Source organism: Escherichia sp. SCLE84 (assembly GCF_012584495.1).
GTDB lineage: Bacteria > Pseudomonadota > Gammaproteobacteria > Enterobacterales > Enterobacteriaceae > ECMA0423.
The window spans coordinates 1,882,542-1,896,708 of the sequence record NZ_CP051430.1; the positions used below are offsets into that span (position 1 = coordinate 1,882,542).

Sequence of the window (14,167 nt, forward strand, 5' to 3'; positions counted from 1 at the left end):
TTTACACAATAGCCGACATGTCTTTTCTCAGTCAGGAATTTTACTTTTCCTCACTACGAAGTTGACGACTTCGATATGGGATAGACTCTTAATTCAAGCAATTACTCTGCACAAGCATCAGGCAATCCAGCTCCAATATTTGTTATAAAATAATGCGTAACATTAATTTCACCAACAAAAAAAGGTTTACACCATCCCCTTGCCCTGGTATCTTACCATATTTACACCACACTTTTTTTTGTATCTGGATCATTCTTTGATACGATTTTCGCCACTTGTTCCCTGGCCCTCACTGTCAATGTTTTCTTAAACCTACCCCCATCATCATTTGTTAGGGAAAAATAAGAAAAAAAATAATCATCTTCTACATTTGTGTATATTGATATATCCACCGCTACGTGCGGAAAAAAATCTGGGAGCCATGTAAAAACTCCATCATTTTCTGGTATTGCCATATAGTTTATGTAATGTTTACTTACAAGAGATTCATCTTTGTATAAATAAAGATAAGTAATTACGCATAAAACAACAATGATTATAATAGCAAAAATAAATATTATCATCTTTGATAGATTACTTGAGATAGCCAGCATCTTGTAAAGCCTTTATCGTTTTTTTATGCTCTGGATTAATATAATCACTACATCTATCTGAGCAATCTGTTGTTGATGGACATGTCAACCCATGGTCATTTACAGCCAAGTCTTTTTTATTATCTTCAATCATTTCAGAATGGGATAGCTTTACTTTTCTGCCGTACATACCGAACAGATTTAACCCGTAATCTCTAATCTCTTTTTCATAACCCAGCCCTTTCGCCGATCGGCTAACACCAGCGTCATTTAATTTAGACACTCGACAAAATGCCATACAATGGAAAAATTGATCAGTCCCACCTAAATTTAATCTCTTCATATCTTCATAAGTATCAGATAATATATCCCATGCTCTTTGATGGTTTAGTTGATCTTTTCTTCTTATTAGCGCTACATCTGCGGGACTTAACCCTAATGGATCAATACCATTCACCGGATTCAGCGGGTACGCATACAGACTCCATCCCCCCCTCCAGCCCTATCGGGTCCTGAGTGATATACCGCCCCTGCAACGGATCGTAGTACCGGTGACGGTTATAGTACAGCCCCGACTCCTTATCATACTGCTGCCCCGGCAGCCGGTACGGCTGGTGCAGGTGATGCGGGTTCTCCTCATTAAGCTGGTTGCCCCATTCATCATATTCCGCGCTCCACGCCGTATTGCCGTCTTCACTGATAAGCGCCAGCGGCAGGCCCCGGTGGTCACAGTGATAAAGATGTATTTTTCGCTCAGGCAAATAAACCGGCTCTATCTGTGCCGCCAGCCGCTCCACCGTCAGCCCGCACTGCGCAAGCCACTGGCGGCTTTCACTGCTCACGCAGTTTGCCCGGATTTCCCCCTCCAGCCTGTCCAGCAGCCCCACCAGTTCAGCCGGGAACACCACACCGTGACCGTCTTCGCTCCCTTCCTGCTGTAACTTCTCCGCCAGGCTGCGGCGCTGCGCTTTCTCCCGCTCGCCGTTCTCTGTCTCGACCCGGATGAGCGGCGTGAAGCTCCCCGGCTGGTATACCGTCTGGATACGCGTGGTGTCGGTCTGTACCGTCGTCAGCCTGTCGCCGTCCCAGCCGTACCATGTCTCCTCCGGTTTACGCGACAGCGACATCCACCCCGTCAGGTCACGCTCCCGCCGCCATACCCGTTTCGCCATTCGCCGTCCCAGCGGGTCGTAGAGGTAGCGGCTCTCGACCAGTGGCTCGCCATGCTGTATCCGCGTGTGGAACACCAGACGGTGCTGGCTGTCGTAGTGGTAGTGGTGGGTCCGCTCGTCGTCCGTCCGGATAACACCCGCCGGGATAAGGTCCGTCTTCTCCGTCAGTCTGCCGTATTCATCATAGTGGTAAACATAGTGCGCATCCTCTGCGATGCGGTTATCCGGCCACGCCGTGAGCGTGCTGTCCGGGTGTAGCTCCGGGTCCGGCAGGCGGTTTCCCGCCGGGTCGGTGGCATACGGGATGCGGATGTCCAGGTCCGGTGCGAGGGTGCGCACGCTCTCCAGCCTGCCCGTGGCGCTGTAGCCGTATTCCCGCGTCTGTCGCGGACCGCTGATGCGCACCAGGTCGCCGTTGTCATTCCACCCGTAGTCACGGTCATATACCAGGCTGTTCAGGTGCTGGCTCTGTAACTGGCCTGCGGGGGTGTATGTGCTGGTCAGTTCGTATGCGGCATTACTGCCTGCCCTGCTGCCGAAGCTGCGCACCGTCTCACGGTGCAGCCTGTCCCGCGTATACTCGACCAGCGGCGTCCCGCCCAGCTTCATGCCCGCCAGGTAACCGCTGCCGTAGGTCAGCCACTCCACCGGCGGCAGGCTGTCCGGCGTGACGCGGTTTGCCAGCCCCTGTTCGTTGTAGGCGTGTTTCGTCTCATGCTGCCACAGCAGTTCCCCCGTCTCCGGGTTCTCCACCGTCTGCCGTTCGCCCGTCAGGCGGCCCTTATCGTCGTAGCCGTAGTGGACCGACACGCGGTGGCCTTCACTGGTATGGCTGAGGGTGGTTAACCACCCGTGCTCATCATACTGCCACTGCTCTGCCGGGTCGCCGTTCACCGTCCGGTGCGTGATGCGGTCCGACGCATCGTAGTGCCAGAGGGTGATAAGCCCCTCGTCTTCACTCTGCGTGAGTTTTCTGGTCAGGTCATAACGGTAACGCTGCGTCCGCCCGTCAAAGCCGCGCTGCTGTATCAGGCGGTCAAGCACATCCCAGCTAAATTCTGTATGGCTACCGTTCTCGTTGGTCAGGCTGATGACACGTCCGGCAGCATCGTACTCCATACTGCGCGTCAGCCCGCCCTGCGTGGTGCTGACCGCCTTTCCCCACGCATCGTACTGTGTCTCGCTCCGGTTGCCGTCCGGGGTGATAACGGCAGTCAGGTCGCCTGCGGCGTTGTACTCATACTGCGTTTCACGGCCCTGTGCGTCTTTCACCGAGGTTAACCGGCCACGGTTGTCATAGTGGCGGTAAAGGCTGATACCTTCCTCGCGGTGAACCGCCGTCATCTGGCCGAAGCGGTCGTATTCATAGCGGGTCTGGTAGCCCGAGCAGTCAGTGAACGCCAGCAACTGCCCGTAGCGGCTCCACGTCATCTGCCGGGTGCTGCCCGTCGCATCCGTTGTCGTCGCCGGTAACTCACTGTGCGCGTCATCGTAGCGGTAGCGTACTGTCTCCCCGCTGCGCGATGTCTCCGATACCAGCCTGCCCGGTTCATCATATTCCCGGCGGCTCTCCAGCCCGTCCGGGTACACCACCGCCGTCAGCTGGTTCCCGTCGTTATAGTAAAATTTCGTCTCCCGCCCGTCCGGTGTGGTGATGTCCGTGATATCGCCGGACACCACATTCAGACCGTACTCTGTCCGCCGTCCCGCCGCGTCCGTCTGCGCCGTGAGCCTTCCTGCCGCGTCATACCCGCTGTGCGTGACGCTGCCGTCCGCCAGTTCTTTTTTCACCACCCGCTTCAGCCCGGCCCCGCCTTCTGTATGCAGCACCTCACGCCGGTTCAGGCTGTCGGTGACGGTGATGCGGTCCTGCTCATACTGGTAGCGGTAACTCAGGCCTGCCGGGTTAAGTTGCTCCACCACCCGCCCCGCATCGTCGTAGCGGTAGCGCATCTCCGGCCTGCCTGCATAACGGTGCCCCACCATCCGGCCCGGGTGCTGCGCGTCATACGTGAAAGCGCGCACCTGCGTATTGCTGCGGTCATATACCGCCAGCAGTTCACCGGCTTCCGTATACGTGTACCGCACCAGTGGCGCAGCGGGCAGGCTCTCCGGGTATGCCGGGTCGTGCATCAGCCACACCGCCGAAAGGCGGATACCCCTGTCGGGGCCGTATTCGGTACCGGGCAGTGTGTCGGGGAACGCTGAGGCTGAGAGAGGGCGGGAACTGTCAGAAGAAGATAGCGAAGAGGTGCGGGCCTCTTCCGCACGCTGCGCCTGCGTGGTCAGCACCAGACGGAATTCCCGCCCGGCACCGTCCGTCACGCCGGTGATTTCCCCGGCCAGGTCACCGGCGGCCTCACGCCGGTACGTCAGCGTCCGCCCGAAGCGGTCCGCCATCCCGGTAAGCACCCGGTACGGCGGCAGCGGCGCTGGCAGTACGTCCTCAGCACCCGGCACCCGCTCTGACCAGCCGAGTATCCACCACGGCCCCTGTGCGCTGTTGGTCGCCAGGTAAAGATGCGGGCTTAACCGGATATCCGGCGGCAGCGCCCCCCACAGCCGCGCCAGCGTATGGCCGTCCGGCTGTGCTGCCTTACCACCGCGCACCAGCCACATTGACTCACTGCGGCTGTACACCGCCTCCCCCGGCAGCAGCGGCTCAAAGTGAATGCTCCGCCCGCCGTTGTCGTTGAGTACCAGTGCATCATCGCGTATCTGTAAGCGGATATCAGAAGGCGCTTTCCAGCCGGGGCCAAAAATGCCCACCGGCGCAGGCGTCTTCGTCCGGTAGCTGCTGTAGGTGCGGGAGAGAATGAACGGCAGCGGGTCGGGCAGCGCAAGGTCCGTCTCGCCGGGCTGTACTTTTGCACCGAGCAGCGGGTTCACCGGGTTGCCCGAGGTCATCCCGCCCGGACACACCGAGCACGCCACGCCAGTTGGCGCGCCAATTCTTACACCTGCCGAACCCTGGACAATGGGACCGCCATACTGAGTCATATCTCCCTGACGCGCCGCTGGTTTTCCGCTCATATAAAGTGCCCTTTTAGTTATTGTTCATATCCCTGTGTTAGCAACAAAAAAAATAAAATGACACACAAGACCAGCTAATGTATTTATATATTTTTCACATAAACTTATTTGTTCTCAATCAACAACAACTGTTATTACAGGTCACTTTCAATATTTTATTAAACTAAAATTTTTAGCACAGATGAATTCATCATCAACAAATTCACTATATGGATAATATCCATTCAACGCATATGATTTATGATTTTATTAGTCTGAGTTATTTTTGTAGGGCTATATTTAAAATTATTAAACCCCACCGATTCAGATTAATATCGCAATAGAAAGATAGGAAATCACCAATTCAATAACATCATCAATGAAACATATTGTAGAATTAATTTAAACAAGGCGTTCCATTCAACCAGAACGCCCCTTATTTACTCTCATCACCCCGCAAACTGCCTGAACAGCGCCTTACCCTTAACCAGTCGCGCACCCAGCCAGCCGCCGAAAAGCGACAGCAGCAGCGCACCGCTGCACGGCAGAACAATCCACAATCGCCAGTCTGGCTCCCACGGAAAATCAAACACTTTCGCCTGCAACACTGCCAGCGCCGTTTCCGCACCAATTGCGGCTACCAGGCCAGAAACAAACCCAAGCATGGCGAACTCACACCACAATGTCGTGCGCAGCAGCTTTTTCCCCGCACCGAGTGTGCGCCACACCACCAGCTCCTGATGACGCTGACGCATTCCCACCTGCACCTGAGCCAGCAACAGCAACATACCGCAGGCGGTGACCAGTACCACCATCACTTCCAGCGCCCGACTTACCTGCTCCAGCACCTGACCGACCTGTTTTAAAATCGCGCCAATATCTAACAGACTAATGGTCGGGAACTGGCGGTTGAGTTGTGTCAACATGCCGTTGCCATTCTCCCAGCGGAAACTGGTAAGCCAGCTCTGCGGTTGCCCGTCTAATGCCCCTTCAGGGAAAATAAAATAGAAATTAGGCCGCAGACTTTCCCAGTCCACTTTGCGCAGGCTGGTCACTTTAGCGCGGAACTCCTGGGTATCGCCCATAAAAGTCACGGTATCACCGAGGGCAACGTTTAAGCGTTTCGCCAGCCCCTCTTCCATCGACACTTCATCGGCTTTTGGCGGCCAGTTACCGGCGACAATCGGATTATGATCGGGTCGCGTATTTTGCCAGGTAAGATTGAGTTCGCGGTTAAGCGCCTCATCTTCATTACCTTCTGTCGGCTTATCGTTAATCGCCGTCAGCCGCGCCCGCACTACCGGATAAAATGATTCCGGGACTATCTGATGTTCCGCGAGGAACGCTTTTAGCGGTTCTACCTGTTCTGTGGCAATGTTAATTAAAAAGTAGTTCGGGCTTTCTGGAGGTAGCTGCTGCTGCCAGCGGTCAAGCAGATCGCCACGCAATACCAGCAACAGCGCCAGCAGCATAAAGGAGAGCGAAAATGCCGAAAGCTGGCTTAATGTTGACCACGGCTGACGTAACAGGCGGCTAACCGCCAGGCGCAGAGGTAGCGATTTCAGCGTCATGCGGCGAAGTACATTCAGCATCATCCAGCCCAGCACACCGCACAGCAAAGCCAGTACTACCGCGCCCGCCAGCACCGCCCAAAGCAGCATGCTGCCACCCATTAATCCGGCGAGCAGCAGCACAACCACCACACTGACAATCGGCAGATAAAACTTCAGCGGCCAGACGTTCGCGACCACATCATTACGTAATACGCGTAAAGGCTGCGTTGCCAGCAACAAGCGGTACGGTCGTAGCCCCACCAGCAGCGAGATAACCGTCATGGTGCCCAGCGCCCATAGCCACGGCCAGAGGCTGGCTGGCGGTAGTGCAGCAGGCAGAACGGGCTTGAGCAGCACCATCAACACGTTTTCGAACAACAGGCCTATCGCCCCACCGGTAACGGCTGAAAGCGCCAGCACCAGCAACCACTGACCGACGATTAGCTTACGCAGTTGCGCTCGCCCTGCCCCCAGCGTTTTGAGGATCGCCACCAGATCGTAGCGACTGCGACAGTAATGATTCATCGCTACCGCCACTGCTGCCACTGCCAGCAGCAAGGTCAGAAGCGCCGAAAGCAGCAGGAACTGTTGCGAGCGTTCCATCGATCGCCCCAGCGCGCCTTCGTCCTGTTCCAGACCGTACCAGCGTTGTTCGGGTTTAAGCTGGGGTAACAACCATTTCTCATAGCCGTCGAGCTGGTTCTCGTTGCCGCCGAATTTATAACGCCAGGTGACCCGACTCCCCGGCTGCACGGCTCCGGTTTTATCGACATCCGCCAGATTCATCATCAGACGCGGAGCCATCTGGAAGGGGTTAAAACCGGAATCCGGTTCCTGAATCACTTCTCCGGCAATCCGCAAGGTGGCATCGCCCACGTCAATGGTGTCGCCCGTTTTCAGGTTAAGCAGCGCCATCAGGCGTGGGGCCAGCAATACGCTGCCCGCCTGCGGTTTCAGGCCAGGGGGATTAGTTTGCAGATCGCCATACATCGGGTAGATATCATCCACCGCTTTGACGTTCGCCAGCTGCGGTGTGTCGCCTGCAAATGTCATGGTGGCGAAAGTCAGCTGCTTGCCGACTTTCAGGCCGCGCTTTTGCGCTTCCTCCAGCCATGCTTGCGGCACTTCGCGCGAACTGCGCAACGCCCGATCGCCCGCCATAAACTCCCGGCTTTGTTGGCTTAAGCCCTTCTCCATGCGATCGCTGATATTGCCCAGCGCCAGCACGCAGGCCACCGCCAGGCTTAGCGCCAGCCAGACAATTAATAGCGACGGCGAACGCCATTCGCGCCAGAACCAACGTGCAATCATGCTTCCTCCTGCAACTGCCCGTTCACCAGCCGTAAGCAGCGGTCGCAGCGTGCCGCCAGTTGCAGGTCGTGGGTCACCATAATCAACGTGGTGCCATGCTCACGGTTGAGGGAAAACAGCAAGTCGGCAATTTTATCGCCCGTCTGGCGGTCAAGGTTGCCGGTGGGTTCGTCGGCAAACAGCACATCAGGTCGACCATTAAAGGCTCGCGCCAGCGCCACTCGTTGCTGTTCGCCGCCGGAAAGCTGTGCCGGAAGATGATCAAGACGTTTACCCAGCCCTAACTGTTCGAGCAACGCTTTCGCTCCGTTACGACTTTCCGCGCTACTCTCACCGCGCAGCAGCGCCGGAAGCTCGACGTTTTCCAGCGCGTTAAGGGTAGGAATTAACATAAATGACTGAAAAACAAAGCCGACGTGCTTCGCGCGCAACTTTGCCCGCGCTTCTTCGTCCATATTATGTAGCGGTTGTCCCACCAGACTCACTTCGCCACTGCTGCCGTCATCCAGCCCGGCGAGGATCGCCAGCAAGGTTGACTTACCCGATCCCGACTCGCCCACCAGTGCGATGGTCTCGCCACGTTTGACAACCAGCTCAACTCCGGTGAGGATGGAGAGTTCATGCTCCCCCTGACCGACGGACTTCTTAAGATGATGAACTTCAACAATGTTTTCCGCTGGCATTTGCCCTTCCTGTTCCTGGTCCTGTTAACCTTCCGTGCCGCCGCAGCGGACACGTTATTGATTCTGGGTGATAGCCTGAGCGCCGGGTATCGAATGTCTGCCAGCGCGGCCTGGCCTGCCTTGTTGAATGATAAGTGGCAGAGTAAAACGTCGGTAGTTAATGCCAGCATCAGCGGCGACACCTCGCAACAAGGACTGGCGCGCCTTCCGGCTCTGCTGAAACAGCATCAGCCGCGTTGGGTGCTGGTTGAACTGGGCGGCAATGACGGTTTGCGTGGTTTTCAGCCACAGCAAACCGAGCAAACGCTGCGCCAGATTTTGCAGGATGTCAAAGCCGCCAACGCTGAACCATTGTTAATGCAAATACGTCTGCCTGCAAACTATGGTCGCCGTTATAATGAAGCCTTTAGCGCCATTTACCCCAAACTCGCCAAAGAGTTTGATGTTCCGCTGCTGCCCTTTTTTATGGAAGAGGTCTACCTCAAGCCACAATGGATGCAGGATGACGGTATTCATCCCAACCGCGACGCCCAGCCGTTTATTGCCGACTGGATGGCGAAGCAGTTGCAGCCTTTAGTAAATCATGACTCATAAAGCAACGGAGATCCTGACAGGTAAAGTTATGCAAAAATCGGTCTTAATTACCGGATGTTCCAGTGGAATTGGCCTGGAAAGCGCGCTCGAATTAAAACGCCAGGGTTTTCATGTGCTGGCAGGTTGCCGAAAACCGGATGATGTTGAGCGTATGAACAACATGGGATTTACCGGCGTGTTGATCGATCTGGATTCACCAGAAAGTGTTGATCGCGCAGCAGACGAGGTGATCGCCCTGACCGATAATTGTCTGTATGGGATCTTTAACAATGCCGGATTCGGCATGTATGGCCCCCTTTCCACCATCAGCCGTGCGCAGATGGAACAGCAGTTTTCCGCCAACTTTTTCGGCGCACACCAGCTCACCATGCGCCTGTTACCCGCGATGTTACCGCACGGTGAAGGGCGTATTGTGATGACATCATCGGTGATGGGATTAATCTCCACGCCGGGTCGTGGCGCTTACGCGGCCAGTAAATATGCGCTGGAGGCGTGGTCAGACGCACTGCGCATGGAGCTGCGCCACAGCGGAATTAAAGTCAGCCTGATCGAACCCGGTCCCATTCGTACTCGCTTCACCGACAACGTCAACCAGACGCAAAGTGATAAACCAGTCGAAAATCCCGGCATCGCCGCCCGCTTTACGTTGGGACCGGAAGCGGTGGTGGACAAAGTACGCCATGCTTTTATTAGCGAGAAGCCGAAGATGCGCTATCCGGTAACGCTGGTGACCTGGGCAGTAATGGTGCTCAAGCGCCTGCTGCCGGGGCGCGTGATGGACAAAATATTGCAGGGGTGAGTTGAAGCGCGCGCTTAAGCCCCCATGTCAAAGAAAATATCGACAACAGAGAGCGACTCCATGTCCGTAGAAAATATTGTCAACATTAACGAATCTAACCTGCAACAGGTTCTTGAACAGTCGATGACCACTCCGGTGCTGTTCTATTTTTGGTCTGAACGTAGCCAGCACTGTTTGCAGTTAACCCCGATCCTGGAAAGCCTCGCGGCGCAGTACAACGGGCAATTTATTCTGGCGAAGCTGGACTGCGACGCGGAGCAGATGATTGCCGCCCAGTTTGGTCTGCGCGCGATTCCGACCGTGTATCTGTTCCAGAACGGGCAACCGGTAGATGGCTTCCAGGGGCCGCAACCGGAAGAGGCGATCCGCGCCCTGCTGGATAAAGTGCTGCCGCGCGAAGAAGAGCTGAAAGCGCAGCAGGCGATGCAACTGATGCAGGAAGGCAATTACACCGATGCCCTGCCATTGCTGAAAGACGCCTGGCAGTTGTCGAATCAGAACGGGGAGATCGGCCTGCTGCTGGCAGAAACGCTGATTGCGCTGAACCGTTCTGAAGATGCGGAAGCGGTGCTGAAAACCATTCCGTTGCAGGATCAGGACACCCGCTACCAGGGGCTGGTGGCGCAAATCGAACTGCTGAAGCAGGCGGCTGATACGCCGGAAATTCAACAGTTGCAACAGCAGGTGGCGGAGAATCCAGAAGATGCCGCACTGGCGACGCAACTGGCTCTGCAACTGCACCAGGTTGGGCGCAATGAAGAGGCGCTGGAGTTGCTGTTCGGGCATCTGCGTAAAGATCTCACCGCCGCAGACGGTCAGACGCGTAAAACGTTCCAGGAGATCCTCGCTGCGCTGGGTACGGGTGATGCACTGGCGTCGAAGTATCGCCGCCAGCTGTATGCATTGTTGTATTGATATTCCGTTGATCGGCACATGAACCACAACGCCGGATGCGATGCTGCGCATCCGGCATCGCATCATTTCTTCTTCAATTGCGTCACCACCAACTGGTGGCGCGAATTATAAAACTTACGATAGGTTAAATAGCAGGCAATAATGGTCGACAAGCTGGCGGTTGAGAGCAGCATAAAGGTCACCATAATCTGATATTTAATCGCCTTCACCGGATCAATCCCGGCAAATATCAGCCCGGACATCATTCCTGGTAAACTCACTAAGCCAACCGTTTTTGCTGAATCGACCGTCGGAATTAAAGCCGCGCGAATACTGTCGCGAATCAATATCGCTGAAGCCTGCTTCGGCGTCGCACCAAGACTCAGTTTCTCCTGAATCTGTTGCTGTTCGCTAATGACCCGTTGCCCTAAATTGTTGTAACACAACCCCACCGCTACCATGGCGTTACCGGCAATCATCCCGGCGATAGGGATCACCTGCATCGGGATAAATTCAATCGACCCAGAGAGAATCAGCACCGCCAGGGTAATTCCCGCCCCGACCGTAATGGCAATAAACGATGAGATAAAAGCTTTAGCAATATATTTACTGCGTTTTTGCGCGTTCCACGCCGCATTAAAGCAGATAAATAACACCATCAATAATGTCAGGCTGGCATCATCCACGCTGAAAATATACTTCAGCACATAGCCGACAATAATCAGCTGAATTATCGCTCGCCCGACGCTCCAGAAAATATCTTTCTCCAGCGCCAGTTTTTCTTTATGGCTAATTAAGATTGCCACCACCACCAGCATTAATGCCAGTGCCAATGATTCGTTAGTAATATTATGCGAGTTCATAGCGTGCTTCCTGCATTTCTCCGGCATGCGGTTGCAGTGTAATCACTTTATCCGCATGATTAATTTCGTCTTTATCGTGTGTCACCCACAGCACGGCAATATTTTGCTCGCGCACATAACGATGGATCATCTCATTAACGTTATGTTTATTACTTTCATCCAGCGCACTGGTGATTTCATCCAGCAATAAAACCTTCGGCATAAATTGCAGGTTACGAATCAGTGAGATGCGTTGTTTTTCACCACCAGATAGCTCGGCGATATTTTTCGTCAAAATGCTGTCCGGCAAAGCGAAGCGTTCGAGAAAATCGAGAAAAATGGCCGGGTCAGGCTGCCGGTTACGGATCTGCCAGGGAAAGATCAGATTATCGTATACCGTATCGCCAAACAGCGTCGGCGTCTGGGCGCAGTAAGAGACTTGCTGGCGGTAGATTTCTGGCTTTAGTGTGCTGACATCCTCACCTTCAAACAGTAACGTTCCGCTGGTTGGGCTGATCAATGAAGCAACTATTTTTAGCAGCGTACTTTTGCCACAACCGGAAGGACCGGTAATTAACTTAAATTCGCCAGCACGCAGCGAAAAATTGATGTTATTAAGAATCTTCGCATCACCCGCCAGATATCCTACGTTTTGTAGCTGAAGCAAAGGACTATTTTCCTGCATCACTGTTCCCTTTTTCTGATTTTTACTAAAAACAGTTTATCCTTCGCAGGAATAAGGGGGAACTCTCTTTCAGTAATCAGGTATAATTTGTTTAATCAAGCAGCAATTTTGCTGATTATGGACGGTACAACAGGAGGTTTTTCCGATGCTTATCTTTATCCCGATTCTCATTTTTGTCGCGCTGGTCATTGTCGGCGCGGGCGTCAAAATCGTGCCGCAGGGCTATCAATGGACGGTAGAACGTTTTGGTCGCTATACCAAAACGTTACAGCCGGGGCTCAGTCTGGTGGTGCCGTTTATGGATCGCATTGGTCGCAAGATCAATATGATGGAGCAAGTGCTCGATATCCCTTCCCAGGAAGTTATCTCGAAAGATAACGCCAACGTTACCATCGACGCCGTGTGCTTTATTCAGGTGATTGACGCGCCACGCGCGGCTTATGAGGTCAGCAATCTGGAGCTGGCGATCATCAACCTGACCATGACTAACATCCGTACCGTGCTGGGTTCAATGGAACTTGACGAAATGCTCTCTCAGCGCGACAGCATCAACTCACGCCTGCTGCGTATTGTCGATGAAGCCACCAACCCGTGGGGGATTAAAGTCACCCGTATTGAAATTCGCGACGTGCGCCCACCGGCAGAGCTTATCTCTTCAATGAACGCGCAGATGAAAGCGGAACGTACCAAACGCGCTTACATCCTTGAAGCGGAAGGGATCCGTCAGGCGGAAATACTCAAAGCGGAAGGTGAAAAACAGTCGCAAATTCTGAAAGCGGAAGGTGAACGTCAGTCGGCATTCTTACAGGCCGAAGCGCGTGAACGTTCTGCCGAAGCAGAAGCCCGCGCCACCAAAATGGTATCTGAAGCCATTGCCTCCGGTGATATTCAGGCGGTGAACTACTTCGTAGCGCAGAAATACACCGAAGCGTTACAGCAGATCGGTTCCTCCAGTAACAGCAAAGTAGTGATGATGCCATTAGAGGCCAGCAGCCTGATGGGGTCGATTGCCGGGATTGCCGAGCTGGTGAAAGACAGCGCCAACAAACGGACTCAGCCATGATGGAGTTAATGGTCGTTCATCCACATATTTTCTGGCTCAGTCTCGGCGGGTTGCTGCTGGCAGCCGAGATGCTGGGCGGAAATGGTTATTTGCTGTGGAGCGGCGTGTCAGCGGTGATTACCGGCCTGGTGGTCTGGCTGGTGCCGCTGGGTTGGGAGTGGCAAGGGGTGATGTTTGCCATCCTGACGCTGCTCGCCGCCTGGCTGTGGTGGAAATGGTTGTCGCGGCGGGTGCGCGAACAAAAGCACAGCGATAGTCATTTAAACCAGCGCGGGCAGCAGCTGATTGGCCGACGTTTTGTGCTGGAATCTCCGCTGGTCAACGGGCGCGGTCATATGCGCGTCGGTGACAGTTCATGGCCTGTCAGCGCCAGCGAGGATCTCGGTGCAGGTACGCATGTTGAAGTCATTGCGATAGAAGGGATAACCCTACATATCCGAGCCGTCTCGTCTTAATCACCCTGCCCGATGATGACAGCAGCCGGAGAGATTTTCGATAATCGGGCAGTCGGCGCTGTCATCGCCAGGGCAGGCATTCGCCAGTGCCAGCAGCTGGTCGCGCATGGATTGCAGCTCCTCAATGTGTCGTTCGATCTCCGCCACCTTCTCCAGCGTGCGCCGTTTGACGTCGGCGCTGTGCCGCTGCGGGTCGTTAAACAGATTCACCAGCTCGCCGCTCTCTTCCAGGTTAAAGCCCACCTGCCGTGCCTGGCGCAGTAAGGTCAGTTCGTTGAGATGCTGCTGCGTGTAGGTGCGATAACCGTTTTCGCTGCGCATCGGCGGCGTCACCAGCCCCTTCTCTTCATAGAAGCGAATGGCTTTGCTGGTCAGGCCGGTAATTTTTGCTACATCGCTGATGTTCATCGTTCGCGCAACGCCTCCTGTGCTTTGTTAAAGGGTTTCAACAGATATTCAAGCACGTTTTTTTGCCAGTGCGAATATCGACCGCCACCACAATAATACAGGAAGTACTGCGCACAGAGAGATG

The 14,167-nt window shown here is 54.4% G+C and carries 10 protein-coding genes and 3 pseudogenes; 5 read left to right on the forward strand and 8 right to left on the reverse strand.

Features of this window, described 5'->3' with window-relative positions; all coding sequences use genetic code 11:
• Positions 1 to 347: 347 nt before the first annotated feature.
• From HGD79_RS26600 to ybbA, 4 genes and pseudogenes are all read right to left on the reverse strand, one after another.
• Positions 348 to 593: pseudogene (locus tag HGD79_RS26600) on the reverse strand (hypothetical protein); the annotation flags it as partial.
• A pseudogene (locus HGD79_RS09385) lies at positions 574 to 4,777 on the reverse strand (RHS element core protein). The pseudogenes HGD79_RS09385 and HGD79_RS26600, both read right to left, overlap by 20 nt.
• A 428-nt stretch (positions 4,778 to 5,205) precedes the next feature.
• Positions 5,206 to 7,620, reverse strand: coding sequence for a putative ABC transporter permease subunit YbbP (ybbP, locus tag HGD79_RS09390; RefSeq protein ID WP_000561845.1), 2,415 nt, complete (start codon positions 7,618 to 7,620; stop codon positions 5,206 to 5,208).
• The gene (ybbA, locus tag HGD79_RS09395; protein WP_001110573.1) at positions 7,617 to 8,303 is read right to left on the reverse strand and encodes a putative ABC transporter ATP-binding protein YbbA; all 687 of its coding nucleotides are present in this window, start codon (positions 8,301 to 8,303) and stop codon (positions 7,617 to 7,619) included. The genes ybbP and ybbA overlap by 4 nt, the downstream gene beginning before the upstream one ends.
• Between ybbA and tesA the strand changes: the two genes are divergently transcribed.
• Genes tesA through cnoX form a run of 3 tightly spaced genes read left to right on the forward strand, consistent with a single transcriptional unit; the run spans position 8,274 to position 10,611 of the window.
• Positions 8,274 to 8,897, forward strand: a complete 624-nt coding sequence (gene tesA / locus HGD79_RS09400; RefSeq protein ID WP_001295836.1) for a multifunctional acyl-CoA thioesterase I/protease I/lysophospholipase L1 — start codon at positions 8,274 to 8,276, stop codon at positions 8,895 to 8,897. The genes ybbA and tesA overlap by 30 nt on opposite strands.
• The gene (ybbO, locus tag HGD79_RS09405) at positions 8,887 to 9,696 is read left to right on the forward strand and encodes an NADP(+)-dependent aldehyde reductase (RefSeq protein ID WP_000148941.1); all 810 of its coding nucleotides are present in this window, start codon (positions 8,887 to 8,889) and stop codon (positions 9,694 to 9,696) included. Before tesA ends, ybbO begins: the two co-directional genes overlap by 11 nt.
• 60 nt (positions 9,697 to 9,756) lie before the next feature.
• A complete protein-coding gene (cnoX, locus tag HGD79_RS09410) occupies positions 9,757 to 10,611 on the forward strand; it encodes a chaperedoxin (protein ID WP_001295322.1) in 855 nt (284 codons plus the stop codon).
• A 62-nt stretch (positions 10,612 to 10,673) separates the two neighbouring features.
• Here the strand turns inward: cnoX and fetB are convergent, their stop codons facing one another.
• Positions 10,674 to 11,453, reverse strand: a complete 780-nt coding sequence (gene fetB / locus HGD79_RS09415; protein ID WP_001297299.1) for an iron export ABC transporter permease subunit FetB — start codon at positions 11,451 to 11,453, stop codon at positions 10,674 to 10,676.
• Positions 11,440 to 12,117, reverse strand: coding sequence for an iron ABC transporter ATP-binding protein FetA (gene fetA / locus HGD79_RS09420; protein ID WP_001157540.1), 678 nt, complete (start codon positions 12,115 to 12,117; stop codon positions 11,440 to 11,442). Before fetA ends, fetB begins: the two co-directional genes overlap by 14 nt.
• Before the next feature lie 145 nt (positions 12,118 to 12,262).
• Here fetA and HGD79_RS09425 point away from each other — a divergent pair, with 145 nt between their 5' ends.
• Both HGD79_RS09425 and HGD79_RS09430 read left to right on the forward strand, forming a co-directional pair.
• Positions 12,263 to 13,180: an SPFH domain-containing protein gene (locus HGD79_RS09425; protein WP_000904502.1), complete on the forward strand. Its 918-nt coding sequence runs from the start codon at positions 12,263 to 12,265 to the stop codon at positions 13,178 to 13,180.
• A complete protein-coding gene (locus HGD79_RS09430; RefSeq protein ID WP_000970335.1) occupies positions 13,177 to 13,635 on the forward strand; it encodes an NfeD family protein in 459 nt (152 codons plus the stop codon). Before HGD79_RS09425 ends, HGD79_RS09430 begins: the two co-directional genes overlap by 4 nt.
• On the opposite strand, the gene cueR is transcribed toward HGD79_RS09430, so the two are convergent.
• Both cueR and HGD79_RS26605 read right to left on the reverse strand, forming a co-directional pair.
• On the reverse strand, positions 13,636 to 14,043 hold the full coding sequence (gene cueR / locus HGD79_RS09435; RefSeq protein WP_001026747.1) for a Cu(I)-responsive transcriptional regulator: 408 nt from the start codon (positions 14,041 to 14,043) through the stop codon (positions 13,636 to 13,638). It lies immediately after the preceding gene.
• A pseudogene (locus HGD79_RS26605) lies at positions 14,040 to 14,137 on the reverse strand (hypothetical protein); the annotation flags it as partial. The pseudogene HGD79_RS26605 and the gene cueR, both read right to left, overlap by 4 nt.
• Between the last annotated feature and the right edge of the window lie 30 nt (positions 14,138 to 14,167).

Bases quoted from the DNA above. Each gene is read 5' to 3' on its own strand.
- ybbP (WP_000561845.1), bottom strand. From the start codon at position 7,620: ATGATTGCACGTTGGTTCTGGCGCGAATGGCGTTCGCCGTCGCTATTA.
- tesA (WP_001295836.1), top strand. From the start codon at position 8,274: ATGAACTTCAACAATGTTTTCCGCTGGCATTTGCCCTTCCTGTTCCTG.
- ybbA (WP_001110573.1), bottom strand. From the start codon at position 8,303: ATGCCAGCGGAAAACATTGTTGAAGTTCATCATCTTAAGAAGTCCGTC.
- ybbO (WP_000148941.1), top strand. From the start codon at position 8,887: ATGACTCATAAAGCAACGGAGATCCTGACAGGTAAAGTTATGCAAAAA.
- cnoX (WP_001295322.1), top strand. From the start codon at position 9,757: ATGTCCGTAGAAAATATTGTCAACATTAACGAATCTAACCTGCAACAG.
- fetB (WP_001297299.1), bottom strand. From the start codon at position 11,453: ATGAACTCGCATAATATTACTAACGAATCATTGGCACTGGCATTAATG.
- fetA (WP_001157540.1), bottom strand. From the start codon at position 12,117: ATGCAGGAAAATAGTCCTTTGCTTCAGCTACAAAACGTAGGATATCTG.
- HGD79_RS09425 (WP_000904502.1), top strand. From the start codon at position 12,263: ATGCTTATCTTTATCCCGATTCTCATTTTTGTCGCGCTGGTCATTGTC.
- HGD79_RS09430 (WP_000970335.1), top strand. From the start codon at position 13,177: ATGATGGAGTTAATGGTCGTTCATCCACATATTTTCTGGCTCAGTCTC.
- cueR (WP_001026747.1), bottom strand. From the start codon at position 14,043: ATGAACATCAGCGATGTAGCAAAAATTACCGGCCTGACCAGCAAAGCC.